This is a genomic window from Leifsonia sp. RAF41, from assembly GCF_052114085.1.
In the GTDB taxonomy this organism is placed as follows: Bacteria; Actinomycetota; Actinomycetes; order Actinomycetales; family Microbacteriaceae; genus Leifsonia.
In genome coordinates this window covers 3299750-3325622 of sequence record NZ_JBFREB010000001.1, presented here as the reverse complement: position 1 = coordinate 3325622, position 25873 = coordinate 3299750, and the positions used below count along the sequence as shown (strand labels likewise).

General features: G+C 70.9%; 30 protein-coding genes. 17 read left to right on the top strand and 13 right to left on the bottom strand.

Annotation, left to right across the window (positions count from 1 at the left end):
• Positions 1 to 179: 179 nt before the first annotated feature.
• The 8 genes from AB4Y74_RS16170 (at position 180) to AB4Y74_RS16135 (ending at position 7046) form a co-directional block, all read left to right on the top strand.
• The gene (locus tag AB4Y74_RS16170) at positions 180 to 1172 is read left to right on the top strand and encodes a BadF/BadG/BcrA/BcrD ATPase family protein (RefSeq protein WP_441800085.1); all 993 of its coding nucleotides are present in this window, start codon (positions 180 to 182) and stop codon (positions 1170 to 1172) included.
• 58 nt (positions 1173 to 1230) lie between these two features.
• Complete coding sequence (locus tag AB4Y74_RS16165) at positions 1231 to 2508, top strand: 6-phospho-beta-glucosidase (RefSeq protein ID WP_441800084.1); 1278 nt, start codon at positions 1231 to 1233, stop codon at positions 2506 to 2508.
• Positions 2505 to 4058: an FAD-dependent oxidoreductase gene (locus AB4Y74_RS16160; protein WP_441800083.1), complete on the top strand. Its 1554-nt coding sequence runs from the start codon at positions 2505 to 2507 to the stop codon at positions 4056 to 4058. Before AB4Y74_RS16165 ends, AB4Y74_RS16160 begins: the two co-directional genes overlap by 4 nt.
• 73 nt (positions 4059 to 4131) lie before the next feature.
• Positions 4132 to 4446, top strand: a complete 315-nt coding sequence (locus AB4Y74_RS16155) for a DUF7882 family protein (RefSeq protein ID WP_441800082.1) — start codon at positions 4132 to 4134, stop codon at positions 4444 to 4446.
• 70 nt (positions 4447 to 4516) lie between these two features.
• A complete protein-coding gene (locus AB4Y74_RS16150) occupies positions 4517 to 5008 on the top strand; it encodes a hypothetical protein (RefSeq protein WP_441800081.1) in 492 nt (163 codons plus the stop codon).
• Positions 4989 to 5438: a DUF6098 family protein gene (locus tag AB4Y74_RS16145; protein WP_441800080.1), complete on the top strand. Its 450-nt coding sequence runs from the start codon at positions 4989 to 4991 to the stop codon at positions 5436 to 5438. The genes AB4Y74_RS16150 and AB4Y74_RS16145 overlap by 20 nt, the downstream gene beginning before the upstream one ends.
• Entirely contained in the window at positions 5431 to 6084 is a 654-nt protein-coding gene (locus tag AB4Y74_RS16140; RefSeq protein WP_441800079.1) for a hypothetical protein, read from the top strand. Before AB4Y74_RS16145 ends, AB4Y74_RS16140 begins: the two co-directional genes overlap by 8 nt.
• Positions 6081 to 7046, top strand: coding sequence for a glycosyltransferase (locus tag AB4Y74_RS16135; RefSeq protein ID WP_441800078.1), 966 nt, complete (start codon positions 6081 to 6083; stop codon positions 7044 to 7046). Before AB4Y74_RS16140 ends, AB4Y74_RS16135 begins: the two co-directional genes overlap by 4 nt.
• A 33-nt stretch (positions 7047 to 7079) precedes the next feature.
• Here AB4Y74_RS16135 and AB4Y74_RS16130 read toward each other — a convergent pair whose 3' ends face one another.
• The 5 genes from AB4Y74_RS16130 to AB4Y74_RS16110 form a co-directional block, all read right to left on the bottom strand.
• A complete protein-coding gene (locus tag AB4Y74_RS16130; RefSeq protein ID WP_441800077.1) occupies positions 7080 to 7970 on the bottom strand; it encodes a hypothetical protein in 891 nt (296 codons plus the stop codon).
• 236 nt (positions 7971 to 8206) lie between these two features.
• Positions 8207 to 8671 carry a hypothetical protein gene (locus AB4Y74_RS16125; RefSeq protein WP_441800076.1) on the bottom strand — a complete coding sequence of 155 codons (465 nt, stop codon included), beginning with the start codon at positions 8669 to 8671 and terminating at the stop codon, positions 8207 to 8209.
• 261 nt (positions 8672 to 8932) lie between these two features.
• Positions 8933 to 10477 carry an FAD-dependent oxidoreductase gene (locus AB4Y74_RS16120; protein WP_441800466.1) on the bottom strand — a complete coding sequence of 515 codons (1545 nt, stop codon included), beginning with the start codon at positions 10475 to 10477 and terminating at the stop codon, positions 8933 to 8935.
• A gap of 64 nt (positions 10478 to 10541) precedes the next feature.
• Positions 10542 to 10823 carry a hypothetical protein gene (locus tag AB4Y74_RS16115; protein WP_441800075.1) on the bottom strand — a complete coding sequence of 94 codons (282 nt, stop codon included), beginning with the start codon at positions 10821 to 10823 and terminating at the stop codon, positions 10542 to 10544.
• Between the two features lie 79 nt (positions 10824 to 10902).
• Positions 10903 to 11241, bottom strand: a complete 339-nt coding sequence (locus tag AB4Y74_RS16110; protein ID WP_441800074.1) for a hypothetical protein — start codon at positions 11239 to 11241, stop codon at positions 10903 to 10905.
• A gap of 88 nt (positions 11242 to 11329) precedes the next feature.
• Between AB4Y74_RS16110 and AB4Y74_RS16105 the strand changes: the two genes are divergently transcribed.
• From AB4Y74_RS16105 to AB4Y74_RS16090, 4 genes are read left to right on the top strand one after another with little or no spacing between them, the layout of a single operon-like run.
• On the top strand, positions 11330 to 11941 hold the full coding sequence (locus AB4Y74_RS16105) for a flavodoxin family protein (RefSeq protein ID WP_441800073.1): 612 nt from the start codon (positions 11330 to 11332) through the stop codon (positions 11939 to 11941).
• Between the two features lie 39 nt (positions 11942 to 11980).
• Positions 11981 to 12799 (top strand): putative protein N(5)-glutamine methyltransferase, encoded by an 819-nt coding sequence (locus AB4Y74_RS16100; protein WP_441800072.1) that lies wholly within the window; start codon positions 11981 to 11983, stop codon positions 12797 to 12799.
• Between the two features lie 46 nt (positions 12800 to 12845).
• Positions 12846 to 13661 carry a tryptophan-rich sensory protein gene (locus tag AB4Y74_RS16095; RefSeq protein WP_441800071.1) on the top strand — a complete coding sequence of 272 codons (816 nt, stop codon included), beginning with the start codon at positions 12846 to 12848 and terminating at the stop codon, positions 13659 to 13661.
• A gap of 38 nt (positions 13662 to 13699) precedes the next feature.
• Complete coding sequence (locus AB4Y74_RS16090) at positions 13700 to 14623, top strand: AEC family transporter (RefSeq protein ID WP_441800070.1); 924 nt, start codon at positions 13700 to 13702, stop codon at positions 14621 to 14623.
• 7 nt (positions 14624 to 14630) lie between these two features.
• Here AB4Y74_RS16090 and AB4Y74_RS16085 read toward each other — a convergent pair whose 3' ends face one another.
• Both AB4Y74_RS16085 and AB4Y74_RS16080 read right to left on the bottom strand, forming a co-directional pair.
• On the bottom strand, positions 14631 to 15146 hold the full coding sequence (locus AB4Y74_RS16085) for a tetratricopeptide repeat protein (RefSeq protein ID WP_441800069.1): 516 nt from the start codon (positions 15144 to 15146) through the stop codon (positions 14631 to 14633).
• Between the two features lie 9 nt (positions 15147 to 15155).
• On the bottom strand, positions 15156 to 15692 hold the full coding sequence (locus tag AB4Y74_RS16080) for a TOPRIM nucleotidyl transferase/hydrolase domain-containing protein (protein ID WP_441800068.1): 537 nt from the start codon (positions 15690 to 15692) through the stop codon (positions 15156 to 15158).
• A gap of 70 nt (positions 15693 to 15762) precedes the next feature.
• On the opposite strand from AB4Y74_RS16080, the gene AB4Y74_RS16075 reads away from it, so the two are divergent.
• Positions 15763 to 16059, top strand: a complete 297-nt coding sequence (locus AB4Y74_RS16075; protein ID WP_441800067.1) for a hypothetical protein — start codon at positions 15763 to 15765, stop codon at positions 16057 to 16059.
• 1 nt (position 16060) lies between these two features.
• Here AB4Y74_RS16075 and AB4Y74_RS16070 read toward each other — a convergent pair whose 3' ends face one another.
• Entirely contained in the window at positions 16061 to 16594 is a 534-nt protein-coding gene (locus AB4Y74_RS16070) for a hypothetical protein (RefSeq protein WP_441800066.1), read from the bottom strand.
• A gap of 9 nt (positions 16595 to 16603) precedes the next feature.
• Positions 16604 to 16888, bottom strand: a complete 285-nt coding sequence (locus AB4Y74_RS16065) for a TetR family transcriptional regulator (protein ID WP_441800065.1) — start codon at positions 16886 to 16888, stop codon at positions 16604 to 16606.
• An 84-nt stretch (positions 16889 to 16972) separates the two neighbouring features.
• Between AB4Y74_RS16065 and AB4Y74_RS16060 the strand changes: the two genes are divergently transcribed.
• Both AB4Y74_RS16060 and AB4Y74_RS16055 read left to right on the top strand, forming a co-directional pair.
• Positions 16973 to 17902: an aldo/keto reductase gene (locus tag AB4Y74_RS16060; protein WP_441800064.1), complete on the top strand. Its 930-nt coding sequence runs from the start codon at positions 16973 to 16975 to the stop codon at positions 17900 to 17902.
• 345 nt (positions 17903 to 18247) lie between these two features.
• A complete protein-coding gene (locus tag AB4Y74_RS16055; RefSeq protein ID WP_441800063.1) occupies positions 18248 to 19462 on the top strand; it encodes a hypothetical protein in 1215 nt (404 codons plus the stop codon).
• Positions 19463 to 19482: 20 nt separating this feature from the next.
• Here the strand turns inward: AB4Y74_RS16055 and AB4Y74_RS16050 are convergent, their stop codons facing one another.
• On the bottom strand, positions 19483 to 20391 hold the full coding sequence (locus AB4Y74_RS16050; RefSeq protein WP_441800465.1) for a 5'-3' exonuclease: 909 nt from the start codon (positions 20389 to 20391) through the stop codon (positions 19483 to 19485).
• A gap of 93 nt (positions 20392 to 20484) precedes the next feature.
• On the opposite strand from AB4Y74_RS16050, the gene AB4Y74_RS16045 reads away from it, so the two are divergent.
• Positions 20485 to 20934, top strand: coding sequence for an SRPBCC family protein (locus AB4Y74_RS16045; protein ID WP_441800062.1), 450 nt, complete (start codon positions 20485 to 20487; stop codon positions 20932 to 20934).
• Between the two features lie 37 nt (positions 20935 to 20971).
• Positions 20972 to 21376, top strand: a complete 405-nt coding sequence (locus AB4Y74_RS16040) for an NUDIX domain-containing protein (RefSeq protein ID WP_441800061.1) — start codon at positions 20972 to 20974, stop codon at positions 21374 to 21376.
• Positions 21377 to 21535: 159 nt separating this feature from the next.
• Here the strand turns inward: AB4Y74_RS16040 and AB4Y74_RS16035 are convergent, their stop codons facing one another.
• The 3 genes from AB4Y74_RS16035 to AB4Y74_RS16025 all read right to left on the bottom strand — a co-directional run bounded on the left by AB4Y74_RS16035 (position 21536) and on the right by AB4Y74_RS16025 (position 25728).
• Positions 21536 to 23224, bottom strand: coding sequence for a phospholipase C (locus AB4Y74_RS16035; RefSeq protein ID WP_441800060.1), 1689 nt, complete (start codon positions 23222 to 23224; stop codon positions 21536 to 21538).
• A gap of 69 nt (positions 23225 to 23293) precedes the next feature.
• The gene (efeB, locus tag AB4Y74_RS16030; RefSeq protein ID WP_441800059.1) at positions 23294 to 24535 is read right to left on the bottom strand and encodes an iron uptake transporter deferrochelatase/peroxidase subunit; all 1242 of its coding nucleotides are present in this window, start codon (positions 24533 to 24535) and stop codon (positions 23294 to 23296) included.
• Positions 24532 to 25728, bottom strand: a complete 1197-nt coding sequence (locus AB4Y74_RS16025; RefSeq protein WP_441800058.1) for an EfeM/EfeO family lipoprotein — start codon at positions 25726 to 25728, stop codon at positions 24532 to 24534. Before AB4Y74_RS16025 ends, efeB begins: the two co-directional genes overlap by 4 nt.
• Positions 25729 to 25873: the final 145 nt, after the last annotated feature.

Genomic DNA, 25873 nt, shown 5'->3' with positions numbered 1-25873 from the left:
CCGACCGTTCCGATTCGCCGAGTGGTGACATGATGTCGCAACTCGCGGCGGATACACGCATCTACTCACGACTCGCTGTCAGCGATGGGTCTCGAGTGATCGTGACCGGAAGAGCGAGCGGACGGACTGGAAACGATCCCATATTTGCGACAGGATGGGCGCGACGAAAGGATCCGACGGTGATTTCCACCCGTGTCCCGGACGACGGCGTGCTCGTCGCGATCGACGGCGGCAACTCCAAGACGGAGGTCGTCGTGCTGGCCCGCGCGCAGGACGGGCTCGTCGAGCGGGCGCGAGCCATCGGGGCGGGAAGCGGCGCCGGGCCGGACGCCGTCGTGGCCGAGGTCGGAGCCCTGTTGCGCCAAACGGGGACGGAGCCCGCGCAGGTGAGTCGCGTATCCGCCGCTGTCGCGGGCCTTGATTTCCCGGGCGACGACGTCGGGTATCGCACCGCCCTCAGCGGGTTGTTTCCGCACGCGCAGGTCGACGTCATGGGGGATGCAGTCGCTGTATTGGAGGCGGGGGCGGGATCCGGCCACGCGCTCGCGATCGTCTGCGGCGCCGGCCTCAACGCGGTGGCGCGCGGCCCCCTCGGCGTGGCGACCGTGCCCGCACTCGGCTGGGCGAGCGGCGACGGCGGAGGCGGCGACGAGCTGGGCCGCGCGGCGGTCCGGGCCGCCGCCCGCGCCGAAGACGGCCGAGGGCCCGCTACGACGTTGCGAGCGCTGGTTCTGACCGAGACGGAGGCCGCCGACACCGTCGAGCTCGCTCGGAGCATCCGCGACGGCCGGGTTTCGATGCGGCAGGTGGGGGCGCTGGCCGCGATCGTGGCGCGTGCCGCTGCCGACGGCGACGCGGTGGCAGGCAACCTGATCGCGCATGCGGCCTCGGAGGCACTCCTGCTCGCCGGTGTCGTGGCGCGCGGCGCCTGGGGCGCGGAGGCGAGCGTCCCGCCGGGGACGCCCGCCGTGCTCGCAGGCGGCGTGTTCTCCGACCCGGCCTTCCGCGCACACGTGTCCGACGGGCTGCGAGATCTCGGCTTCGACCCGCACCCGCTGGAGTTCCGCCCGGTCGACGGCATCGTCCGCACCCTCCGCGAGAGCGCGTCCGGACAGGCCGGCCCATCGACCCGGGCCGCGGCGGAGCCCGACACCCCGGACGCCGCTCCGTGACGGCCCAACGCCGCCCATCTCATCCCGACACCCCCGACACCCCCGAAAGGTCCCGCACATGAAGGTCACGGTCATCGGCGCCGGTTCCACCTACACACCCGAGCTCGTCTCTGGCCTGTGGAACGAGCGCGAGCGCCTTACGGTCGACGAGCTGTGGCTCATGGATGTGGACGGGCCGCGCCTGCAGATCGTCGGCGGCATGGTGCGACGCATGCTCGCGCGGCAGGGCGCGGGGGTTCCGGTCACCCTGACGACCGACCGCACGGCCGCGATCGACGGCGCGGACGCCGTGCTCATCCAGCTGCGCGTGGGCGGTCAGCTGGCACGCCTGCAGGACGAGCTCTTCCCGCTCGCCTGCGGATGCGTCGGACAGGAGACGACCGGCGCCGGCGGCCTGGCCAAGGCGCTGCGGACCGTTCCGGTCGTACTCGATATCGCCAGGGAGGCCCGGGAGCGGGCGAATCCGGACGCCTGGATCGTCGACTTCACGAATCCAGTAGGCATCAACACCCGGGCACTGCTCGACGACGGCCACAAGGCCATCGGGCTGTGCAACTTCGCGATCGGTGTCCAGCGGTGGATCGCCCGCGAGCGCGACGTGGAACCGCACCGTGTGGAGGTGGACCCGGTCGGTCTCAACCACCTGTCCTGGGTGCGCCACATCCGCGTCGACGGTGTGGATGTGCTCCCCGGGATGATCGCGGAGCGTGCCGATGAACTCGGCCGCCGCGGCGGCGTGACCGGCGAGCTCATCCGCGACCTCGGTGTGCTGCCCTCCTACTACCTCAAGTACTACTACGCCCACGACGCCACCGTCGCCGAGCTGAACGCCGCAACGCCTCGGGCGACCGTGGTGGCGGACGTGGAGCGCGAGCTGCTGCAGTTGTACGCGGACCCGGCGGTCGACACGAAGCCGCCGCAGCTGGAGGCGCGGGGCGGCGCGTTCTACAGCGAGGCGGCAACAGCGCTGCTGGCCTCGCTGGTGGCGGGTACCGGCGACAACCACGTCGTCAACGTGCGCAACAACGGACTCGTCACGGGGCTGGCCGACGACGACGTGATCGAGACGCTGTGCCGCGTGGACGAGTCGGGCGCGACGCCTCTGCCGCAGGATCCGGTCGCGCCGGAGCTGCTCGGACTGATCCAGCACGTCAGCGCGTACGAGCGGCTCGCGGCCCGCGCCGCGGTGACCGGTGACCGACGGCTGGTGCGGATGGCGCTGCTCGCGCATCCACTCGTCGGCCAGTGGGATCTGGTGACGGCGCTCGAGCGCGGACTGTTCGAGACCGGTGCAGAGTTCCTCCCGCAGTTCGCGGATGGGGCAGCGAGCGCATGAGTCGTTCCGTCGACGTCGTGGTCTACGGCGGTACGTCGGCCGGTGTGGCCGCGGCCGTCGCCGCCGCCGAGACGGGGTCACGCGTGCTGCTCGTGGAGCCGGGCCGGCACCTGGGCGGTATGACGTCCGGCGGCCTGGGCTACACGGACGTCGGCGATGTCCGTGCGCTCGGCGGGGCAGCTGCTCGCTTTCGGGCCGACGTCGCCGACCACTACGGCGTCTCCCCCGGACGCTACGCCGGCCCCGAGCCGCACGTCGCCGAGGCGATCTTCCGGCGCTGGCTGGAGCACGCTGGTGTCGAGGTGGAGTTCGGCTCACGGTTGGGGACGGTGGAGACGGCGGAGGGACGCGACGGCCGTGAACTGCGGGCGCTGTTCACGACGAGCGGCGAACGGATGGAAGCGGCCGTCTTCATCGACGCGACGTACGAAGGAGACCTGCTGGCGGCGGCGGGCGTTCCGTACCGGGTCGGTCGCGAGGACCGCTCCCTGTACGGCGAACGATTCGCCGGACGTCAGGAGCTCCTGCCCGGGATGCACAACATGCCGCCGTGGGTGTCGCCCTTCGTGGGCGACCCGACCGGTCGCGCGGAGGGAGGCATCCTGCCGCAGCTGCACGACCGCCCTCTCGCCGCGCTCGGCGCGGGCGACGGCGGGGTCATGTCGTACGGCTACCGGGTGTGCCTGACGACAGCGCCGGACCGCATCCCGTTCGACCGGCCCGCCGATTACGACGAGGCGTACTGGGAGATCGGTCGTCGGCTGTTCGCCCGTGACCGCTGCCAGGGGGTGGAGCGCACTGCGGGTGGCATGCTCGGGCTCGAACCGAATCTCCCGGGTGGGATGGCGGACGGCAACTCACTGGGTCCGGTGTCCCTGAGCGTGCTGGACGGATCGGCGTGGGAATACCCGGACGCGTCGCCGGAGCGCCGGGAGGAAATCCGGCTCCACCACGTCGCGCACACGGCCGGGTTCCTGTATTTCCTGTCGCGCGATCCCGCCGTCCCCGCGGCGATCCGGCAGGAGCTGTCGAGGTGGGGGCTGCCGCGAGGCGAATTCGCCGACACCGGTCACCTGCCGCACCAGCTGTACGTGCGCGAGGCGCGCCGGATGGTCGGCGAGCGCGTGCTCACGGAGCACGACCTGGTCGCGGGATCCATCCCGCCCGACACGATCGCGCTCGGCTCGTACCACATCGATGTCCGTGAGGTGCAGCGCGTCTGGCGCTGGGTGTACGAGCATCCGGTCCCGATCGGCACGGTGTTCACGGAGGGGTACTTGTCCGTCCCGGTGCCCGTGTACGGCATCCCGTACTCCTCGCTGCTGCCGTGCCGGAGCGACGCATCCAATCTGGTCGTCCCCGTCTGCCTGTCTGCGTCGGCGGTGGCGTTCGCCTCGGTGCGGATGGAACCCCAGTACCTGATGCTCGGGCAGGCCGCCGGTGTCGCTGCGGCGCTCGCCGCGGACTCCGGCCGGGCCGTCCACGACGTCCCGTTCGATCTGCTGGCCCGGCGCCTCAGCGATGGCGGGCAGAAGTTGGCCATCCGCTAACCACGGGATGGTACCGGTGTCAATCCCCCTGACACGACAGGATTTCGGTGGTGCGTTCAGGCACTATGTAGTTATGGGAAAACTCGTCTACGGCGCAGGACAGGAGTACGAACTCGACGACCGCGTGCTCAGTCACGTCAAGCTCGCCATCGTCGCGAAACTCCGCCGTCACGAGAGTTTCCTGCTGAACTGGGATGTTCCGGTGGAGCAGGGATCGGGTCGCGTATCCCTCTGGGTCAGTCGCGAGGTTCCGCTCGCGTTCCAGTTCAGCGGCAGCCGGCCGCCCGCGATCAACACGCAGTGGCTGGAGGCACTCATGCACACGTCCCAGCGGACAGGTGGCATGGTGATCATGCCCGAGGACGAGATCAGCCGACACATCCCCTGACCGCTCGCACCCTCCCGACGGTTCGTCAATCCCCTGACGCTTCCGGCGACTGCACCTTAACTTTGCTTGCATGGGCGATTTGGCAGCAACCGCTGTGCTGATGATGCTGCCGCGCCGTGCCCGCACGCCGGTCGCCGTCCTGGTGGACGGGGCCGTCCCGTCCTCGCTCCGGCTGGATGTGTTCGGCGGACGGGACCTGTTCGTGCGGATGCGCCGGGGGCAGGGCGCGCACGGCGTGAGTGAGCCCTTCCGCGAGCAGTCGCGTGACGACTTCCCCGTCGAGTCCGACCCCGCTGTCGTCGTCGCCTTCGACCGGTACGCCCAGGCGCGATTCGCGTGCTCGGCCTCCGTGTTCGGGGCGTCCGACGTCGTCGTGTTCGTCCCGCTCGACGGGAACGGCGAGGCACCGGACCGCATCAGCATCCCCATCCCGTCACTCGACCGGCCGTCCTGGCACCGGTTCGAGCTCGTTTCGCGCACCCGCATGGAGTGCCGCTACCGCGTCGCCGCTCCGTACGACGCCGTCCCCAGCGGAGGATCGCATGCTCTATCAGCTCGCTGAGGTCGAGCGACTGCTCGACGACGGCCCCGGCCTCTACGTGCGCTATTCGGCCGGCTTCGCAGCCGATCTGGAGGACGGCTCGTTCGACGCCGAGTCCGGACTCCCGCTCCCCGGCCTTCCGGCGTTCCCGCTGGACTGCGAGGAATGGTGGACGCTGCCCCGCGCGGAGTGGACTGCTCGCCAGATCAGCCGTCTGCCCGCTCCCCGTCATGCCCCGCAGGACGGCTCCCGCCCGGAGCGCTTCGCCTGGTTGCTGCGCGGCCGCGGCGTCGGGCACGCCCCGGACGGCGAGGTGCTCGTGGGCGACGTGGAGGTCGTGGGGCGTCTGGCCGAGTGCCTGATCGAGCAGGCCGATCGTGTGTGGGGAGCACGGTTCGAAGCCGAGCTCGGGCGGCGCGAGGCGGAACTGGTGTCGGTCGCGCATGCCTGACCCCTCTGTCACCGAGGCCGGAGAGTCCTCCCGCGTGGATGCGACCGCGGTTCTGCAACTCATCTCCGACGGCCCGTCGGGCGACACGGCCATCGTGCTGCGTCGCACGGAGGCGCCGCCGTTCATCGTGATGGGCGACGACTCCGAGGAGGGGTTCTCGCGTCTGCGCCGCGGGACGATCGCCTACGGCGTGCCCGAGTCGTACCAGGCGCTGCCGCGCGACATGATCCGTGCCGGGCACATCCTCCACGTGCGCGACGACCATCGGCCTGCCCGGGTCGACAAGGCGGGCTCGATCTTCGGCCCGGCACCCGAGAAACTGTGGGTGCCGCTGGATGACGACCTCCGGCCGTTCGAGCGGATGCGGGTGCCCATCCCGTCGCTGGAGCGCCCGGCGTTCGTGGAGTTCGCCCTGCAGAGCGACGGTGAAATGCTGGAGTACCGGCTCCACGGCGAAGCGCAACTCGGCGACGGCTACATCTGCTCGTACTGCGGGAAGCTCTGCCCGGAGAAGGAGCCGCACACCGCCGCACACGGCGTAGCAGGCCACACGCACGCGGGCGTGGCGGCGGGGCAGGAGCACGAACCGGCGCCGATGACCGGACCGCTCGAGCTGGGGCACCCGGGCTCCGGGTCTCAGCTGTGAGCCGCGCTCTGCGGCTCCTCGTCTGGCAGGTGCACGGCGGGTGGATGGACGCGTTCGTGCGCGGGCGGCACACGTACCTCCTGCCGGTGGATGCGGCGGGCGAGGGCGGCGTCGGCGCCCGCGACTGGCCTGCCACCGTGGTGGATGTGCCGGAGACCGAGCTCGCCTCGACGCCCTTCGACGCCGTGGTGTTGCAGCGCCCCGAGGAGTTCGACCGCGTCGAGCGCCTGACCGGCCGCAAGCCGGGCATCGACATCCCCGTGGTGTTCGTGGAGCACAACACGCCGCAGGAGGGCGTCCCCAATTCGCGGCATCCGCTCGCCGATCGCGACGACGTCATCATCGCCCACGTCACCCATTTCAACGCGCTGTTCTGGGACACCGGTTCGACGCGCACTGTGGTGATCGAGCACGGCGTCGTCGACTATGGCAGCTTCTACACCGGCGAGCTGCCGCGGGCGGCCGCCGTCATCAACGAGCCGGTGCGGCGCTGGCGGGTCACCGGGTCCGACCTGCTCGGCGGGTTCAGCGCGGTGGCCCCGATCGACGTGTTCGGGATGCAGGTGGATGGGCTGGCGCAGGCCCTGGGCGTCGGCGGGGACCGGGTGGTCGCGGCCGGAGACATCGAGGCCCCGCGACTGTTCTCGGAGATCGGCCGGCGGCGCGTCTACGTGCACCCGAACCGGTGGACGTCACTCGGCCTTGCGCTGCTCGAGTCGATGACGGCCGGTATGCCCGTGGTGGCCCTGGATGCGACGGATGCGCGTCGCGCGGTGGTTCCGGGTGTCGGCACGATCTCGACCGATGTCCGTGAGCTGCACGACGCCGTGCGCGCATTCGTCGACGACCCGGGGCGGGGAGCGGAAGCGGGCGGGCGCGCCCGCGAGTGGGCGCTGGAGCGCTTCGGCCTCGGGCGGTTCCAGGCCGACTGGGACGAGCTGCTCACGCGCTGGGTCGGCTGACCCGCGTCGCGGCGACGGCAACGGGTCGGTGCGTCAGTCGTCGCGCGCTTCGCGGAGCGCCTTCTCGGCTTCGCGGACGGCCCGCTGCGCGTCGGAGAGCCGATGCCGTAGCTCCCGCTCGGCGGAGCGGGTCTCGGTGAGGTCGTCCATAGTCCGCTGCAGGAGACGCTGGAGGCGTTCGCGCTCGGCCTCCAGATCGCCGCGGCGGTCCACCGTCTCGTCGAGCTCGTCGTCGACCGACTCCGCATCGCCGCGGGCGCGTTCGAGGGTCTTCTCGGCGGCGCGGACGCGGCGCTCCCGTTCGCGGCGTTCGCTCGGCGACTCGGCCGGCTCCGCGCTCGGCTCCTCGCCCGTCGAGGCGGCCGCGTCCGCATCGCTCGACTCGGCCCGCTGTGCGGCCGCTTCCTGGGCAACCTTCCGCCGCCGCCCAGGGGTCGGCGCGGGGAAGTCCTCGATCTCGACCGGCAACGCCACGGCTTCGGACACGTCGACCTGTTCGAGCCCGGTGGACTCGAGGGCGCGGACCAGCATCCCGCTGCGGACCGCCGCCGCGGCTGCCGGGTCGATCACCGCCGCCTGGAGGGTCTCTTCGACCTCGCGCTGCACTGCCGGGCTGAGGTCGAGTCCCTCCGTGGCGCGCTGGAGCAGCCGCTGCCGCTCCTGAGTGAGCGACCGGATCTCGGCCCGGTCTCGGGAGGCGAAAGCGTCGCGCATCCGTGCGCCGATCTCGAGCACGTCGCCGACCAGGTCGGGTTCGTCGCGCACCAGCGCGTTGATGGCGGATGCGGATGCGGACGGCTTCCTCAGCGCCTTGATCTGCTGGGCGGTCGGCCGGTCGGCGTCCGCGGCGGCGGCGTTCCGCTTGGCGATGAAGTCGCCTGGAGCGGCGGCGTAGAGCTCGCCGGCGACATCCCGCAGGTCCATGCCGCGAGTGTACGCGTGCGCGCCGACACCGTGGAGGCGGTCGCGGGAAGGTGCGAGCTCCTGCCACCTCGCGAACGGAGGAACCATCGGCCTAGCGGCGCCGCGGGTCCTCCGGTTCCAGCGTTCTCCTGGCGCGTCGGAGCGCATCTCCTCCGTTTCCGGTACCCGCGCGGATGCCGCCCCAGCAAACGAAAGCGGCCCGCGGAAATCCGCGGGCCGCAAACGAACGATGGGTGTCAGGCGCGCGGCACCTTGGACGCCTTCACGGCGGCGAAGTACTCGCTCGACGGGCGCAGCCAGATCAGGACGACGGCGACGACCGCCGCGGCGAACTGGAGGAAGCCGGTTCCGAAGCCGTTGATGATGTTCAGCAGCGACAGGACGGTGAGGACGGTCAGCACGATGCGTGCCCAGTTCGCGCCCCGTCGCATGAAGAACGCGAAGAGAACGAAGGCGACGGCCCAGAAGATCAGCGTGATGATGGCCCAGACGGTCGCGCCCGCGATGACCGCGTCGGCGACGCTCTGCGCGTTCACCGAGCCGCCCTGGTCGGAGTTCTGCACGGCATCGAGGAACTGCGCACGCTGGTTGCCGATGGTTGCGATCGTGATGATGCCGCTGATGACGCTGAGCACGGCAGCCGCGACGAATAGCCAGAAGGCGATGTTGACCGTACGCGGCGGCTCGGTCGGCGCGACCACCGGTACGCCTGCCGGCGACCCACTGGACGCCGGGAAGGCGGGGGGAGGCGGCGGCGCGGCGGGGTAGCCCTGGCCGGGAGCGGAAGGAGCGGAAGGAGCGGAAGGAGCGGAAGGAGCGGAAGGAGCGGAAGGAGCGGCGGGTGCGGGCGGCGGAGGGGTCGGCTCGCCAGCCCCTGCGGGTCCGGCGGGGCGCGGCGTGCTCTCGTCGTCAGGATTCGTCATGCCGCGAGACTACTCCCGCGCGGAACGGCCTGACTAGGCCTACCGGCTGGGCCGCTGGGCGGAGGGCCCTTCGGCAGAGGCGTTGGAGGGCCGCGCGGGCGGCGCCGGGGACAGCGGCTGGGTGGCGGGCCCTTCGAGTACAGTGCCGTCCGGCGCGAAGCGGGAGCCATGCAGCGGGCAGTCCCACGAGAGCTCCGCGTCGTTCCAGCGGACGACGCCGCCGAGGTGGCTGCACACCGCGGTGAGCGCGCAGGTGTTGCCGTCGACGGTCGAGACGGCGACGGGCGCGCGGCCGCGACGTCCTACCGTCCCGGTGCCTTCGGCGACCGGCTCGTCCCCGACTTCGGGGCCGGTCTCTGCGGCCGCCCATTTCGTCAGGGCTGCCTTGCCGACTTCCGCGTTCATGGCGACACCGGATGCGATGTCGCGTGGCCGGGTGACCCGGTGGTGGAGGATGCGCGACCAGTCCAGGGTCTCGCCGGTCAGATCGGCCGTGAGGGTCATCGCGGAGGCGATGGCGTTCGTCATTCCCCATTTGTCGTAACCGGTCGCCAGGTAGACCCGTCCGCGCCCGCGCGGCAACCATCCGACGAAGGGCACGCGGTTTGCGGAGCGGTAGTCCTGCGCTGCCCACCAGTGGGTGCGTTCAGCGCCGAGGAACGTGCGTTCCGCCCAGGCGGTGAGGTCGGCGATCTTCTCGGCGGGCGAGGGTGCTCGACCGGCGGGATGGCCGTTGCCGCCCACGAGGAGCAGTTCGCTGCCGTCCGCCGCGGTCGCGGTGCGCAGCGATCGCGTGGGCGAGTCCGCCGACAGGTACATCCCTCGCGGGATGTCGCCGGGTACCCGGTAGGCGGTGATGTACGAACGGTACGGCTCGACTTTGGCGAAGTAGAGCCCGCGATCGAGGATGGGCGTGCCCGTCGCGAGAATGACGAAGTCGGCGCGCGAGGTTCCGGAGGTGCTGGTGACGACGGCGGGCTTCGCGGCCGACACGTCGGTCACCCGCTCGCCCTCGACGATGCGTCCGCCGAGACGTCGGAACTCGGCGGCGAGCGCGGCGAGGACCTCCATTGGATGCACCTGCGCCTGCCCGGCGAGGATCAGGGCGCCTTCGACGGCGAACGGGAGTTCTGTGGTCCGCTCCTCCACAGCGTCGAGTCCGGCTGAGCGGGCGGCGGCGAGTTCCGCGTCCAGCTTGTCGAGCCCGTCGAGCGTGGTCGCGTAGGTGATCTCGTCGCGGATCTCGAACGGCACCCGCTGCTCTTCGAGGAAGTCGAGCAGCCAGCCCTGGCCGGCGGTGTTCCCGTCGACGTACGCGCACAGCACGGCGTCCGAGGAGTGGCGGCGGATGGAGGACAGCGTGGTGCCCTGCAGCAGACTGACCTTGCCGGTCGTGTTGCCGGTGGTGACGGCGCCCACGGTTCGTGCTTCGAGCACGAGCACGCGCATCCCGGAGCGGGTCAGCATGAGGGCGGTCGCGAGGCCGGTCAGGCCGGCGCCGACGACGATCGTGTCGTAGTGACCGTCCCACTCGAACGAGTCGGTGGCGATCGGCGGGGAGGTTTGGAGCCAGAGAGACGTCATCGGCATGACACGAGCATCCCCCGTCCGGCGCACCGGCGGAAGCGGTCGGTTCGGCTTCCGTTCGTCAGGCGAGCGAGTCGAAGTCGAACCAGAAGGCGTCGTCGTCGTCCTCGCCGGCGGCGGCGCCGGCCGAAACCGGGTCGCGGGGAATGGTGGCCGTCTCGATCCGGACGCGCGTCTGGCTGGTCACGAAGATCTCGCTGGGCGGTCGGCTCGACTGCGAGATGGTGACGAAGTCTCCGTCATCCCTGCTCGCCTGCACGATGTTGCTTTTCAGCTCCTCCACCGGAGCGCGATCGACGAAGGTGAACCTCAAGTCGTCGATATAGACGTGGAACACCTGCATTACCTCTCCCGCTTCCCGTTATCGCCCGATAGTACGCGGTGGTCAGAGTTGTACCAGTGCAGTCGTGTATCGGACGACCTCACAGCAGATCGAAGTCGACGTCCGGCAGCTCCTCTGTGCCGTGCTGGACGTAGCCGGCGCGTTGTGGTCCGAGGGCGGCGATCCTGGCCTCGAGGTCGTCGACGAAGGGGCCGTCCCGCAATTCTTCGCCCGCGAACGGCTCGTCTTCCGCCATGATCTGGCTGGCGGGTCCGAGGAGCATGAGCACCTCTCCGGTGCGGCCGCTCTCCTCGATGGCCGGTGCGCGCACTTCGGTCGAGTCGTTGTTGTGCGCGAGGGCGGCTGCGAATCGCACCAGGACATCGGCTATGTCGTCTCCCGTGAGGAGTGAACCGCTTGCGTAGTGGATTCGCTTCATCAACCATCCATACGTTCACCTGGGCGCAAGGTCAAGGTCGACTGCGAAAGCCTTGCGCGCTGAGGGTGGCGCGCGTTCACTGCGCCACATGAACGATGAGACCCGTTCCCTGACCGCCCTCGCCCTCGTCTGCACCCTGAAGCCGTCGCCCTCCGAGTCGAGCAGCCAGCTCCTCGCCCGGCAACTGTTGGACGAACTCGCGACGCACGACGTGACCGGCACGGCGGTTCGCCTGGCCGATTACGACATCAAGCCGGGTGTGGAGCTCGACGAGGGTGTCGGCGACCAGTGGCCGCACATCCGCGAGCAGATCATCGCGTCCGACATCCTCGTCATGGTCACACCGACGTGGATGGGGCACCTTTCGTCCGTCGCGCAGCGCGCGCTCGAGCGCCTCGACGCGGAGCTGTCGGAGACGGATGAGGACGGCCGTCCGCTGGTGGAGGGCAAGGTCGCGATCGTGGGCGTCGTCGGAAATGAGGATGGCGCGCACGCGATCATCGCCGATCTCTTCCAGGGCCTGAACGATGTCGGTTTCAGCATCCCGTCGCAGGGTTCGACGTACTGGAACGGCGAGGCCATGGGCTCGGTCGACTACAAGGATCTGGACGAGACGCCGGAGGCGGTCGCTAACCAGAACGCGACAGTCGCGAACAACGCGGCGCACCTGGCCCGCCTGCTCGCCACCCAGCCGTACTGATCGGTAGGGCGCAGGGTTCGCCCCGGCTAGCATGGCCGCGTGCCGGAACCGCATCCTGAGATCGTCGAGCGTCAGATCGTCGCGAGTCAGATCGTCGAGCGTCTGCGGGCCGCGGGGTGCGTGTTCGCCGAAGACGAGGCGCGGCTGCTGACCGAAGCGGCGGAGTCGCCGCGGCGGCTGGAGGAGCTCGTGTCCCGCCGCGTCGCCGGTGAGCCTCTGGAGCCGCTGCTCGGCTGGGTCGAGTTCTGCGGGCTCCGGTTGCGGGTCGTTCCCGGAGTGTTCGTCCCGCGCCGGCGCACGGAGCTGCTGGCGCGCCGAGCGGCGGGGCTCGCGCAGGCCGCGGTCGATCGCGCGGGCGCTGCCGTCGTCGTCGACCTGTGCTGCGGTGTCGGGGCGATCGGCGCGGTGGTCCGGGATGAGGTGCCCGCGGTCGACCTGTACGCCACCGATATCGACCCGGCCGCCGTGCGGTGCGCCCGCCACAACCTCCCCGCCGACCGGGTCTTCGAGGGCGATCTGTTCGTGGCCCTGCCGAGCGGGCTCCGCGGTCGCATCGACGTGCTCGCCGTGAACGCGCCGTACGTGCCGACCGCGGCGATCCCGCTGATGCCGCCGGAGGCGCGTGATCACGAGCCCGGCGTCGCGCTCGACGGGGGCGCTGACGGCCTGGATATCCACCGGCGCATCGCGGCGGAGGCGGCTGCCTGGCTGGCGCCCGGCGGCACTCTGCTGATCGAGGCGGGCGAGAAGCAGGCGGAGACGTCAGCGGCTCTGTTCGGTGCGGCGGGGCTGGTGCCGAGCATCGAATCCGACGACGAGGTGGGCGCGACCGTCGTGCTGGCCGTCGCCCCTCGCTGAGCGGCATCCCTTCCCCGCCGGGCCACGCTGGGCTACCGTGCGTCGCATGAGCACGCTCGCCGCCGCGCGGCCCATGCCGATCGACCGAGTCCGCCAGACCCTCGTCGTCGTCGGAGCGGTGGTGGCGCTGGTCGGGGCGGTCGTCGGTTCCGGCTTCGCGGGCGGCACCCCCATCCCGGAGGTCGCCGGTGGTGCTCTCGGCGCGGATGCGACGCTGCTCGCGCCCGCGGGTCCGGCCTTCGCCATCTGGTCTGTCGTCTACGCGGGTCTCGTCGCCTACGCGGTCTGGCAGGCGCTCCCCTCGCAGGCCGCCCGCGACCGGCAGCGTCGGGCCGGGTTCTGGGTGCTGGGCTCGCTGCTCCTGAACGCCGCGTGGATCCTCTCGGTGCAGGCCGGTCAGCTGACGGTCTCCGTCGTCGCGATCGTGGCCCTGCTCGTCGTGCTGATCGTGGCGTTCGTCATCCTGCGCCGGCACCCGGCGGAGTCGACCGCTGACGCGGTGCTGCTCGACGGCGTGATGGGGCTGTACCTGGGGTGGGTGATGGTCGCGACGGTCGCGAACGTCACATCCTGGCTGCAGGTGGTCGGCTTCCGGGGGTTCGGTGCGAGCCCGCACGCCTGGGCGATCGGGATGCTGGCGCTGTTCGGTGCGATCGGTTGCGCTCTGGCCGTCTGGGACCGTGGTCGCTTCGCTCCGGCGGTCGCCTCCGCCTGGGGCCTCGCCTGGATCGGCGTGTCGCGGCTGACGGGGTCGCTGCTGTCCGCTCCGGTCGCCATCACGGCGTTCGCGGCGGCGGCGCTGCTGCTGCTGGTGGCGCTCGCCGTGCGGGTGGCGCGGCCGTCACGGCCCGGCAGGCGTTAGCGTCCGGGCGGGGTCCGGGGCGCCCCTAGGCTGGTGCGATGGGCGGTGTGCTGACCGGGTTCGGGATCATCGCCTTCGTCATCCTCGTCGGCTACCTCGCGGGCCGGCTCGGGATCGGCGGGCCGACGGCGCCGTTCGTACTGAACCGCATCGCGTTCTTCGTGACGAATCCGGCCCTGCTGTTCGTCACTCTGGCCCGGGCCGACCTGCGGGTCGTCTTCTCGACGCAACTGATCGTGGCGGCGATTGCGGCGATCGTCTCGGCCGCCGTCTTCGTCGCCCTGTCGCGTGCGTTTTTCCGCCTTCCCGCACCGGAGACGACTCTCGGCGCCCTGGGCTCGGGCTACGTCAACGCCAACAACATCGGCCTCCCGGTGGCCGTGTACGTGCTCGGCAGCGCGTCGTACGTCGCGCCCGTCCTGCTGCTGCAGCTGATCGTCTTCGCTCCGATCGCGCTCACGGTGCTGGACACGACCAGCCGTGGCGCGGTCTCCGTCCGCTCGATCCTCACCCAGCCGTTCCGGAACCCGATGATCATCGCGTCCGTCCTGGGCATCCTGGTGGATGTGAGCGGACTCACCCTTCCGGACGCGGTCCTGAAGCCGTTCGAACTGCTCGGCGGGGCGGCCGTGCCGCTGGTGCTGATGGCGTTCGGGATGTCGCTGGTCGGCGCCCGTCCGCTGCAGGCGGGCGCCGGGCGCACTCCGATCGTGGCCGCGGTCGTGCTCAAGTCGGCAGTGATGCCGCTGGTCGCGTTCGTCTTCGCGCGATTCGTGTTCGGGCTCGAGGGTCAGTCGCTCTTCGCGGCGGTCGCGCTCGCTGCGCTGCCGACCGCCCAGAACGTCTACAACTTCGCCGCCCGGTACGAGCGCGGGATGGCGGTGGCACGGGATGTCGTGCTCCTGACGACCGTGTTCGCCGTGCCCGCGTTGCTGGTCGTCGCCGCGCTCCTGGCACCGTGAGCGCCGATCAGCTCCCGGTGTCGAGCGAGCGCAGGTACTCGGCGTTCCCGCGGATCGCGGGCTCGTAGCGCAGCAGGTCGGGCGTCCGGATCCCGTCGGCCGCCAGCTCCATCAGTTCCGCCACCGCGGCATCGCTGCGCCCGGCGGCGTGCAGCGACAGCGCGTGCCAGACCCGGACCGACTCGGACGCGGGGAACAGTGCCAGGGCCCGGTCCAGAGCTGCCAACGACTCGTCGAACCGGCCGAGGTTGCGCAGGGTGCTGCCGTACTGGAGCAGGCACCTCCGAAGCGTGTCGCCGTCGAGCCCGGCGTGCAGAGCGCGCTCGTAGTATCCCGCCGCCGTCTCCTCCTCGCCTGCGGTGTCGTAGGCGCCGCCGACCTCGTAGAGCACGTGCGGGTCGTCGGGATGCTCGGCGTACACCGCGAGCAGCGCCCGGATCGTCGGCGCCATATCGTCGCGGTCGCGGGCGGCGAACAGCGTGCTCAGGCGCTCCAGCAGAGCGGGATCGGTCGGCTCGGGCATCCCCCCACCCTAGTTCGGCGCCTGCACCACCTCGCGGAGCGGTGCGGGGAGCTCGTCGGCCGGCAGTGCGGAGGCGAGCACAGCGCCGTAGTGCTCCTTGCGGCCCGAGGTCGTGCCGAGAAAGCGGTGCAGCTGCTGGTCGAGAGTCCGCTCCCGCTGAGCCGGCTGTTGCTGGAACGTCCGGAACAGGCGCAAGTCGCCCTCGGCCTCCAGCACCGCCGCCGTGCGCTCGTGGCCGAGGGCGGCGAGCAGTTCCGCCTCCAGATCCGGCCGGCAGACGAACACGGCGTCGTCCGGCAGCCCCGCCCGCTCGAAGAATCGGACCTCGCCCGCGTCGCACAGGCCACGCAGCCGCAGCCCCGCTCCCTGCGGCCCCAGCTCCGCGACGAAACGCCGGACGCTCATCGCGCCTCCCATCGGGACGACCTGCACCCCGTCGCCCGCGAGGTCCACGCCCAGGAGGTCGGCTGCGGTCAGCACGGCCGCGCGGTCGCTTGCCCCCTCGACGAGGATCGCCGTTCCGTCGCCTGCCCGATCACCGGTCACGCTCACATTGTGCCCCTGACGGACCAGACGGGGCTGTCGCGGTCGAGCCTCGGCGCGTACCGTGCACGCCATGAAGATCATCATCTTTGCCGCAGGAGTGGCCGTCGGGTACGTCATCGGGACGCGCGCAGGGCGCGGCGCTTACGAGGATCTGCGCCGCAAGTGGCGCGGGTTCGCCGGGTCCGACACCGTGCAGCACGTGAAGGGCGATGTGAAGGACCTCGCCGGGCGCACCGCGTCCGACGTCGGGGGCAAGGTCAGCGAGACCGTCAGCAAGGTGACCGAGAAGGCCTCGGCCAAGATCGACCAGGTCACCGGCAAGGGCGGCTCCGACGCGGGCCCCGCCACCCCGTCGCCCGCCGTCTGATTCAGGCCCCGTCGGGCGGGTGGGACAGCAGTTCCACCCGCTCGGCGAGGTAACCCCCGAATTCGCGGGCGTCGGCGTCGTGGGCCGTCGCGCTCCACCGAACCATCGGCCTGCTGTCGCGCAGGAACAGCGGACCGGTCGTTGCGCGAAGGGCCGACACCTCCATGGGGATCGCCGGCGCGTCGAAGTTCACGGTCTCGCCGTCCCGGAAGTGCCCGCGCTGGGCCGCGGCCCGAAGCGAGCGTCGGTCCTCGGCGGACCGCGACTGGTATTGCGGGCGCCCGGGAGGCGTCGCCCGGACGAGCGATCCCGTCGCGCGGAGACTGCCCTCGGCGTCCAGAAGGAAGACCCCCAGCCGCCACACGGCGCCGATCCGACGCAGTACCGGCTCACGCCTCATCAGGAATCGCCGTCGCGCGGGGACGAACTCGGCCAGCGCCTCCTGACGCGCGGCCGCGGCTTCGAGCGTCTTGACCGCATCCTCGACGGCCGCGTGGATGCGCGCGATCGCGTCCTCGTCCGTCCCGCCGTCCACGGGACGAGCCTACGAGGCGGAGGAGGTGGCCGTGCGGATCGAGAACGAGTTGTCGTCGGTGACCAGCAGGAGCTCGATGCCGGCCTCGTGCCGCAGCACCACCAGCGCGGAGGCGTCGGTCGCGGCGACGCGCTCGACCTGGTTGAGGAAGATCCGGGCCATCTCGTCGGTGACGCGGAAATCGCGTCCGAGGGCATTGACGATGTAGCCGGAGATCGCCGGCGGACGACCGCGCAGCCCCGTCTCCTTCGCGAAATCTTCGACAGCGACATGGAAATCAGGCGTCATGGTCATCGGGGTGCTCCTTCTTTAGCATCACAGACGGTAGTCGCAGAATTCCGCGGCGCCAGGGGGTTGACGAGGGGTTAGATGGAAGACATGAAGACCTTCACCTTCCCCCGGACCGAGATCACGGCGTCGAACGTCGTCCTCGGACTCATGCGCATCTCGCCCCTCGACGACGAGCAGATCCGCACCCTCGTCCGCACCGCCCGCGACGAGGGCATCACGATGTTCGACCACGCCGATATCTACGGCGAGGAACGTCACGGCAGCGAGCGCCGCTTTGGCGACGCTGGTGCCATCCCGGCGGCCGAGCGCGACCAGGTGGTCATCCAGTCGAAGGTCGGCATCCGCGACGGCTACTTCGACTTCTCGCGCGAGCACATCCTCCGCTCGGTGGATGAGTCGCTCGCCGCACTCCGGACCGATTACCTCGACATCCTGCTGCTGCACCGTCCGGACACCCTGATCGAGCCGGACGACGTCGCGCTCGCGTTCGACGAGCTGCAGAGCGCCGGCAAGGTGCGCGCGTTCGGCGTCTCGAATCAGACGCCCGGGCAGATCGAACTGCTGCAGCGGTCGCTCTCCCAGCCGCTGGTGGCCAACCAGGTGCAGCTCAGCATCACCCACGCGCCGCTCATCGCCCAGGGAGTCGCCGCCAACATGGCCGGACTCGACCAGTCCATCTCGCGCGACAACGGCATCCTCGACTACGCCCGGCTGCACGACATCGTGCTGCAGGCCTGGTCACCGTTCCAGAAGGGCTTCTTCGACGGGGTCTTCCTCGGTGACCGCGAGAACTACGCGGAACTCAACGATGTGATCGAGGAGCTGGCCGAGAAGTACGACGTGACGCCGACCGCGATCGCCGTCGCATGGATCACCCGCCACCCGGCCGGAATGCAGGTGGTACTCGGCACGACGAACGAGCAGCGCGTCCGCGACTCGGCCGCAGGCTCCGAGATCCCCCTCACCCGACAGGAGTGGTACCGCCTGTTCACGTCGGCGGGCCACATCCTGCCGTAGCCCGTTCGGCCCCGGCAGAAAGGGAGGAGGATGCGGCAGCGCTCGCCGTGTCCTCCTCCCTTTCCCATGTGGCGGCCTTCCTGCGGCGGCGTCTCCTCCCTTTCGTAGGCCCCACGGTCGCTGCTGACCGTCTCCGTGGCCCCACCGGAAACGGAGGACGTGCGGCTGCGCGGCTCCTCGAATCGCGGACAACGGAGGAACTCGGGGGCGGAACTGGCCGCAACTCCTCCGCTTCCGGTGCGCGGGGCCCAGCCGTGGCCAGTCCGCCGCGTCGGGCTTCGCTGCAACGAACACACCCGGGGCACCGGGACGGGGGAGCCAATGGGGCCGGGTTACGTTCGAATCGTGCACGACGAACCGCTGTCGCTGCCACGCCGCCTGGCGATGGTCGCGTGGCGTGCGCGCGTCGGCGCCATCCGCTCCCGCCTTGTCCAGCCCGAGGGCAGCCGTCAGGCGTACGCCGCAGGGCGCCGCTCCCTCCGTGTGCTCCTGGTCGGGTCCGGTCCGGCCGTCGGGTGGGGGGTCCGGAGCCACGATATGGCGCTGCCCGGCGCCATCGCGCGGCAGCTGGCCGCGGCCACCGGCCGAGGCGCCGTCGTGGATGTCGTCCCGCACCCGTCGGCCGGGGTTCGGCGTCTGCCGCGACTGGTCGACGGGGCGAGGTTCGAACGCTACGATGCCGTGATCCTGAGCGGCGCCGAGGCCGATGCGGTCCGGCTCGAAGAAGCACACGCGTGGGGGGAACGCCTGCGCCGGTTGCTCACCCACGTGCGCTCGTGCGGCCCGCGCTCGGTGGTCTGGCTCGGCGCCCAGCCGCTCCGCTCCATCGCCCCGGACGACAGCTTCGCAGGCGGAGTGGCGCAGTGTCACGGAGAACGGCTCGACGCCACCGCTCGAACCGTGTGCCGCGAGACGGGCGCGCTGTACGCCCAACTCGACGCCCCCGCCCCGGATGCGTCGACGCGACACGCGCGTCGGCACCGCACCCCTGCCGACTACCTGTTCTGGGCCCGCCAGATCGTCGACGTCCTGGCTCCCGCGCTTCAGGAGCGCGAGGCGCAGCGGGCGACGCCCACCAACGATGGTGGCGACCGGGTGGATGCGATCGAGCGTCTCCAGCTCAGCCTCCGCGGTGGAGACGCCCGGCTCGACGGAATCGTGGGTACGGCCAAGCGCACGCTCGGTACCGAGATCGCCATGTTCACGGTCCTCGATGACCGGAACGAGTGGCCGCTGGCGTCGACGGGCTCCGTGCTCAGGCAGATCCCCATCGAGCAGTCGGCGTGCATCCACACCATTGAGACTCCCGACGGCATGGTCGTTCCGAACGCCGCAGAGGACGTCCGTTTCGCGGCCAACGCGCTCGTGACCGGCCCCGCCGGCTTGCGCTATTACGCCGGCTACCCCGTTGAGGCTCCGGACGGCACGCGCATCGGAGCTCTGTGCGTCTTCGGACGTTCACCGCGAGCGCGCGCCGACGGTGAGGCCGACCTGGACGTGCTCCGCGAGCTGGCGCTGCTCACGCAACGCGAGCTGTGGCGGTGGGCACCCGACGGCTGACCGGCGCCCGCCCACTCCCGTCAGCGGTCGAGTGCGGTCAGCAGGCGGTCCAGCGAGCCGCCGAGTCCCCAGCGCTCCGAGAGCGCATCGAGTGCCGCCCGCTGATCGGTCGTCGGGGAGGTCAGTCGCGCATCCACCTCGCGCAGCGGGAGGTCGCGCATCACCCCGACGACCTGCGGTGCGACCGCGAGGTAGTCGCGTGCGGCGGCGAAACGTGCCCGGGCCGCCGGCTTCATGCCGCTAGCGGAATCTTCCGCTGCGGCGATGATCCCGGCGAGATCGCCGTACTCGGCGAGCAGCGCTGCGGCGGTCTTCTCGCCGATGCCGGCGACGCCGGGGAGGCCGTCGGAGGAGTCGCCGCGCATTGCCGCGAAGTCGGCGTACTGGTCGGCCCGGACCCCGTACTTCCGCTCGAGGACGTCGCCGGTGACCAGCTCCAGGTTGCTCATGCCGCGAGCGGTATAGATGATGCGCACCTTGCGCGCGTCGTCGACGAGCTGGAACAGGTCCCGGTCGCCGGTCACCACATCCACCGGCCCCTCACCGTGGGTCGCAAGCGTCCCGATGACGTCGTCGGCCTCGGCGAGAGAAGCTCCGACGATCGGGATGCCGACGGCGTCGAGCACCTCGCGGATCACCGGAACCTGGGCGACCAGCGCCTCGGGCGTCTCCTCCACATCCACCCCGTCCGGGACGACCTTCGCCACGCGGTGCGCCTTGTAACTCGGGATGAGATCGACCCGCCAACGCGGACGCCAGTCGTCGTCCCAGCAGGCGACCAGCGCATCCGGGCTGTAGTCCGTCACGAGCTTGGCGATGATGTCCAGGAACCCGCGCACCGCGTTGATGGGGGAGCCGTCCGGAGCCTTCACCGTGTCAGGCACGCCGTAGAACGCGCGGAAGTAGAGGGAGGCGCTGTCGAGCAGCATCGTTCGGCCGGTCACGCCCCCGATCCTGCCACTGTCGGGGGGTGCGCCGGAATGCCCTCGCCGCGTGGCGCTCCCGGACGCTAGGGTCGCGCTATGGCCGGAACCCTCTCCGTCGAGCGCGCCCTGCAGATCCGCGCCACCCGCGACCAGCTCCTCCCGCACATCGCGCGGCTGCCCGAGTGGACGCAATGGTCGCCCTGGGAGGACCTCGATCCCGACCTCAGCCGCGACTACACGGGAGAGCCCGGCGCGATCGGCTCGACCTACGCGTGGTCCGGCAATCGCAAGGCCGGGTCCGGCAGGATGCGGGTGACGGCGGTGGAGGCTGACCACGTCGGCATCCACCTGGAGTTCACGCGGCCGTTCCGTTCCTCCAATGAGCTCCGCTTCATCCTGGAGCCGGACGGGGATGGGACACGGGTCACCTGGCGCATGGAGACGCCGCGGAAACTGATCTACCGCGTCATGAGCCTCGAGAAGCTGGTCGGCGGCGACTTCGAGAAAGGTCTGCGCAAGCTGAAGCAGGTGGCGGAGACGCCCTAGCGAGCGCCGCGCGAAGACCGCCCGCTAGCGTGGAGCCATGACTGCCGCCCCTCTGATCGTCTCCGCCGTCGCGGTCGTGCGCGACCGGGCAGTGCTGATGGTCACCGCACGCGGACGCGAGGTCTATTACATGCCCGGCGGGAAGGTCGATCCGGGCGAGACGGCCGCAGAGGCCGCGGCCCGCGAGGCGTTCGAGGAAGTGGCGTTGCAGTTCACGCCGGGCGACCTCGAGGAGCTGTTCGAGGTGCGGACGCAGGCGCATGGCGAGCCGGATGGCCGCCAGGTGCACATGCGGGTGTTCCGGGGCTGGACGGACGACGACCCGGTGCCGTCCGGCGAGGTGGGTGCTGTGCACTGGACGACCAGCGCCGACGCGAACCGCTGCCCGCCCGCCGGCGTGGATGTGCTCCGCCGCCTCGTCGGCCTCGGCCTGATCGACTGACGCATCACGCGGGCGGGCGTGCCGCAGCGAAGGAGATTCGAACGATTTCCGGCCGAATCTCTCGCGCCACTGCCAATCGAAGGAGATTCGGGCCTCATCCTCCTTCAACGGCACACGAGAGGGGCGGTCCGCACCGGCGGACCGCCCCTCAGACGTGACTTACGGCTGCGCGTTCCAGCCGCCGCGCGGCGGCGCCGGCCAGTGCGGGCGGGTGGAGACGACCGAGCTCACCGCGCCGGACGTCGGGTCGAGCAGCACCTCGCGCTGCTGCGGGTGGAACCAGTCGAACAGGCCGCCGAGCGAGCCGGCACGCGTGTCGAACGACGCGTCACCGATGCGGCCGGTCAGCCAGTTGTTCTCGATGAAGCGGAGGACGCTGGTCTGGTCGGTCGGCGTGTGGTCGACGCGGTTCTGCGCCGCCCAGGGCGACACGACCAGCAGCGGCAGGCGCTGGCTGGGTCCGCAGCGGTCGGCGTAGCCGCCGGCCACCTTGGTGACGCTGGTGCAGACCGTGGAGTCGACGGCCGGATCGTTCGACCCGTTCGTGACCTTCGGGGCCACATGGTCGTACCAGCCGTCCGAGTCGTCGTACGCCAGGACGACCGCCGTGCTCGACCAGCTGCTCGACTTCTGGATGGCGTTGATCTCGTTGACGAGGAACTTCTGCTCGTCGATCGGGTCGGAGTAGCCCGCGTGACCGTCCTGAGCCTCTGGCGCCTTCAGGAACGACACCGCCGGGAGGTTGTTCCCCTTGAGCGCCGAATCGAACGAGGTCAGGTCGTACTGGTGGTTGGCCTGGTCGGTGTGCCCGATAGCCTTCACCGACGTCGGCGGGAGGTGGTGCGGGTTCGACGTGGACTTGTAGTACTGGAACGGCGAGTGGTGCGGCGAGTAGTCCTTCGGCGTCGCGCCCGCGATGTTCGCGGTGGTCGCGTCGCACTTGGCGTAGGAGCCGGTCTGGCCGTTCCACGCGGTGGTCGGCGTGAAGCCGCCCTGGAACCATCCCCACGTCACGCCCCGCGAGTTGAGCAGGTCGCCGACATTGCGGCCGGACATCCCGACGACGGCCGAGGACGCCGTGTGGTCGTTGTCCGAGCAGTCGTCGTAGGCCGGGTCGGGGTCGCCGATCACGGTTCCGACGCCCTGGGCGTTCGCCGACTGGACCGCCGTCGAGGTGGTGAGCACCGCTCCCGTCTTCGGGTCGTACGCCGTGCCCCCATGGGTCTGGCCCGAGATGAGGTTGAGCGCGCCCGGCGTCGACGGTCCGAACGTGGTGTCCCAGCTGTTGTCGCTCATGGCGTAGTTCTGCGCGTAGTTCCAGAGCCCGGTGACCGTGTTGCCGTCGTAGTAGTCCATCACGAGCCCCGGAGCCGCGTAGGCGCCGGTGCAGGTGTCGGTCTCGGTCTTCTGCACGAACTGGTCCATCTTGCCGCCGTCCACAGCCGCCTGCTCGGCGGCGTAGCTGTGGTTCTGGTCGCAGGTCACAGCCTGGCCGGAGGTGAGCCGCTTCGGCGCGTACAGGTTGGGATTGTTCGTCAGGGTTCCCGAGGTGGCGAGGGTGTTCGCCTTCGGTGTCTTCGGGGAGGCGGTGAACGGCATCCCGTCGGTGTTCGCCGCGTTCGGGTAGGTCCCGAAGTAGTGGTCGAACGAGATGTTCTCGTCGAAGATCACGACGAGGTGCTTGATCGGGGTGACGGTCTGGTCGGAGTGGTCGGCATGCTGGCCGCCGGGATAGGCGACCGCAGGCGCACCCGCGAGGATGCCGGCGCCGGCGAGCGCGGCCGCGCCCGCGAGGGCGACACCCGCGAGGGCGACGGGGGAGCGGCGCAGACGGGAGGGTCTGAACACGATTCCTTCTTCCTTTTCTTCACTGTCCCGGCACGGTCGTGACGGGTGGCCTCCACTGGCTGAACGCGCTCAGGCGAGCATGGTGCGGCCGAGCCAGTCGGAGGAGTCGCGGGCTCCGGGGAGCGCGAAGTAGTACCCGCCGCCGAACGGCTGGACGTAGTCGGTGAGCGGCTCACCGGCCAGTCGTTTCTGCACCGTGACGAATTGGCGGTCGAGGTCCTGGTTGTAGGCGACGAAGATCAGCCCCATGTCGAGATTGCCGTTCGCGTCGACGCCGCCGTCGTAGTTGTACGCGCGGCGCAGCATCCTCTCGCCCGCGGTGTCGTGGGTCCGCGGGTTGGCGAGGCGGATGTGGGCGTCCAGCTGGATGACGTCGCCGGTGGGGTCGTTCTCGAAGTGCGGGTCGTCGAATTCGTGGGACGCGGTCAGCGGGGCACCCGTGTCGCGGCGACGGCCGATCATGTTCTCCTGCTCGTGCAGGTTCACCCTGTCCCAGAACTCGACGAGCATCCGGATGACGCGGACCACGTGGTAGCTGCCTCCGGCCACCCACGCGGGCTCGCCGGCCCCGCTTCGCGCCCACACCAGGCGGGACATCTCTGCGGCGTCGGTGGTGTCGGGGTTGCTGGTGCCGTCCTTGAAGCCCATCAGGTTGCGCGGCGTTCCGCTGGGCCGCGGAGGCGAGACGAAGCCGTCCTGGCGCCAGCGCACCTGCATCCCTCCGCGAGTGGCCCGCGCGATCTCACGGACCGCATGGGTGACCGCGTCCCGGTCGGCCGCGCCGACCTGCAGCAGGAGGTCTCCGTCGCAGACCTCGCGGCGGAGGGCGTCGTCGGGGAACTCGTCCATGGTCCGCAGCCGTGCGGGTCTCGCCCCGGCCAGACCGAAGCGGTCGTCGAAGAGCGAGGCGCCGACCGAGAGGGTCACCGTGGACGAGTCCGGGAGCACGGTCGGGCCGAGCACTCCCGAGTCGCGCGGCGGGGCGGTCAGGCCGGGGTCGGGAGGCGTGCCTCCGGTGGTGAGAAAACGCGCGCGCTCCGTGATCGTTTTCAGGAGGTCGGCGAGCTCCGCCCGGGAGCCGGCGGTCACATCCAGGGCGATGAACGCCGACGCGCGTTGCTGGGGCGTGAGGATGCCCTGTTGGTGGGCTCCGTGGAACGGGATGGCGGCAGGATGCGCGACAGCCGCGGGATGGGCGGACGCGGTGGTCGCGGCGATGCCGGCTACCGCGGCCACCGCGGTCGCGGCCACCGCGGTCGCGGCGCCCGCGGCCGTCGCCTGCAGGAACCCGCGTCGGTCGATGCTGCTCACGAGTCCCTCCTCGGGTCGCAGATGGCGGCCACCGGTGCCAGGAGTTCGGCGGCGCGGCTGAGGGCCGCGTCCACCCGCTCCCGGGCGGGCCGGTCGAGGGCGGCGAGCGGTGTCCAGGTGCCGTCGGCCGCACGGTGCGACTCGACCAGCGCCTGGGCCTGCGCGAGGGCTTGTTGCGTCTCGGTCAGGGCGTCGTAACGACTCTCCAGCACCGCACGGAGAGGAGTGAGCGCTGCGATCGCACCGGAGAGGTTCGCATCGATGCCGGCGAGCTCGGTGCCGGAGCCGGCATCCGTGGCGCCGGTGAGGCCGTCCTGGATCGCGTCCTCGACGATCTCGTGCGCACGGAGGGCCACCTCGCCGGGGTCGAGCTGTGCATCGGCGAACTGCGACTGCAGCCGGGCGACTTCGTCGCCCAAGGCGCTCGCCGAGGCGGCAACGCTCGCGGACGGGGCGCCGCCCCAGAGCTGCGACTCGACGAGGTGGAAGCCGGTCAGGCCGCCGCGTGGCAGGCCGTCGAGTTCATCCCCGAGGTCGCCGAAGGAGTCGTAGGCACCTCCGAGCGTCTCGTAGGTCGTGTGTGCGGCCAGCCAATCGCGTCGTGCGGCCGATAAGTCGCCCTCCTCAGCGTCGGCCGCGACGGCGGCGACCTGGCGCTGGACGACCGGGATCCGCCCGGAGACCCAGGCGGTGTACGCCTTGGCCACCGGGATCAGGTCGTTCCGGGTGACCGGGACGATGCCCGGAGTGAGCGAGGAGTGAGGTGGTGCCTTGCCGACGATCACGGTGGGTCCGCGGGCGGGATCCGCGTCGGCGGGCAGGCAGATGAAGCGGTAGCGTCCGGCTCCGAGGGTCGCTCGGACCGTGGCATGCGCGCCGGCGCCGAGGCTCTCGAGGTCGAGGTAGACGCGCTTGCTGTCCACGGATTGCAGGTAGATCTCGATCCCGCCGACCGTCGTGTTGGTCACGGTGAAGACCTGTTGGCCTCCGTCGATCGCGGCGCCGGACCCGGTGTCGCTTCCGCTCCCGCTCCAACCGCCGCCGCAGTCGTCGATCCCGGCCGCGACCTCGAAGGCGGCTGGTGCGTTCGGCGACGTGGCGACCGGGCGCAGCACGATGGCGAGGACCGACGCGACAACCACGAGCGCGGCGATCGCCGCGAAGAACGCGGTCAGCCGGGCGCGAGTCGACATCGGCGGATGCCTCCTGTGTGGGATGGGGTGGTCCGGGCGACGCCCGGCGAGAGCGAGCCTAGAAGCGCGCCGCGAACCCCGGAGCGGCCTTCACGCGGTGTTCACCCGACCGTCACCGGACTGCCCCCAGGCGGGGGACACCTGC

Excerpts from the sequence above, each read along its gene's own strand:
- AB4Y74_RS16165 (WP_441800084.1), top strand. The coding sequence starts at position 1,231 with ATGAAGGTCACGGTCATCGGCGCCGGTTCCACCTACACACCCGAGCTC.
- AB4Y74_RS16160 (WP_441800083.1), top strand. The coding sequence starts at position 2,505 with ATGAGTCGTTCCGTCGACGTCGTGGTCTACGGCGGTACGTCGGCCGGT.
- AB4Y74_RS16155 (WP_441800082.1), top strand. The coding sequence starts at position 4,132 with ATGGGAAAACTCGTCTACGGCGCAGGACAGGAGTACGAACTCGACGAC.
- AB4Y74_RS16150 (WP_441800081.1), top strand. The coding sequence starts at position 4,517 with ATGGGCGATTTGGCAGCAACCGCTGTGCTGATGATGCTGCCGCGCCGT.
- AB4Y74_RS16145 (WP_441800080.1), top strand. The coding sequence starts at position 4,989 with ATGCTCTATCAGCTCGCTGAGGTCGAGCGACTGCTCGACGACGGCCCC.
- AB4Y74_RS16140 (WP_441800079.1), top strand. The coding sequence starts at position 5,431 with ATGCCTGACCCCTCTGTCACCGAGGCCGGAGAGTCCTCCCGCGTGGAT.
- AB4Y74_RS16130 (WP_441800077.1), bottom strand. The coding sequence starts at position 7,970 with ATGGACCTGCGGGATGTCGCCGGCGAGCTCTACGCCGCCGCTCCAGGC.
- AB4Y74_RS16120 (WP_441800466.1), bottom strand. The coding sequence starts at position 10,477 with ATGACGTCTCTCTGGCTCCAAACCTCCCCGCCGATCGCCACCGACTCG.
- AB4Y74_RS16115 (WP_441800075.1), bottom strand. The coding sequence starts at position 10,823 with ATGCAGGTGTTCCACGTCTATATCGACGACTTGAGGTTCACCTTCGTC.
- AB4Y74_RS16110 (WP_441800074.1), bottom strand. The coding sequence starts at position 11,241 with ATGAAGCGAATCCACTACGCAAGCGGTTCACTCCTCACGGGAGACGAC.
- AB4Y74_RS16105 (WP_441800073.1), top strand. The coding sequence starts at position 11,330 with ATGAACGATGAGACCCGTTCCCTGACCGCCCTCGCCCTCGTCTGCACC.
- AB4Y74_RS16095 (WP_441800071.1), top strand. The coding sequence starts at position 12,846 with ATGAGCACGCTCGCCGCCGCGCGGCCCATGCCGATCGACCGAGTCCGC.
- AB4Y74_RS16090 (WP_441800070.1), top strand. The coding sequence starts at position 13,700 with ATGGGCGGTGTGCTGACCGGGTTCGGGATCATCGCCTTCGTCATCCTC.
- AB4Y74_RS16085 (WP_441800069.1), bottom strand. The coding sequence starts at position 15,146 with ATGCCCGAGCCGACCGATCCCGCTCTGCTGGAGCGCCTGAGCACGCTG.
- AB4Y74_RS16075 (WP_441800067.1), top strand. The coding sequence starts at position 15,763 with ATGAAGATCATCATCTTTGCCGCAGGAGTGGCCGTCGGGTACGTCATC.
- AB4Y74_RS16065 (WP_441800065.1), bottom strand. The coding sequence starts at position 16,888 with ATGACCATGACGCCTGATTTCCATGTCGCTGTCGAAGATTTCGCGAAG.
- AB4Y74_RS16060 (WP_441800064.1), top strand. The coding sequence starts at position 16,973 with ATGAAGACCTTCACCTTCCCCCGGACCGAGATCACGGCGTCGAACGTC.
- AB4Y74_RS16050 (WP_441800465.1), bottom strand. The coding sequence starts at position 20,391 with ATGCTGCTCGACAGCGCCTCCCTCTACTTCCGCGCGTTCTACGGCGTG.
- AB4Y74_RS16045 (WP_441800062.1), top strand. The coding sequence starts at position 20,485 with ATGGCCGGAACCCTCTCCGTCGAGCGCGCCCTGCAGATCCGCGCCACC.
- AB4Y74_RS16040 (WP_441800061.1), top strand. The coding sequence starts at position 20,972 with ATGACTGCCGCCCCTCTGATCGTCTCCGCCGTCGCGGTCGTGCGCGAC.
- AB4Y74_RS16025 (WP_441800058.1), bottom strand. The coding sequence starts at position 25,728 with ATGTCGACTCGCGCCCGGCTGACCGCGTTCTTCGCGGCGATCGCCGCG.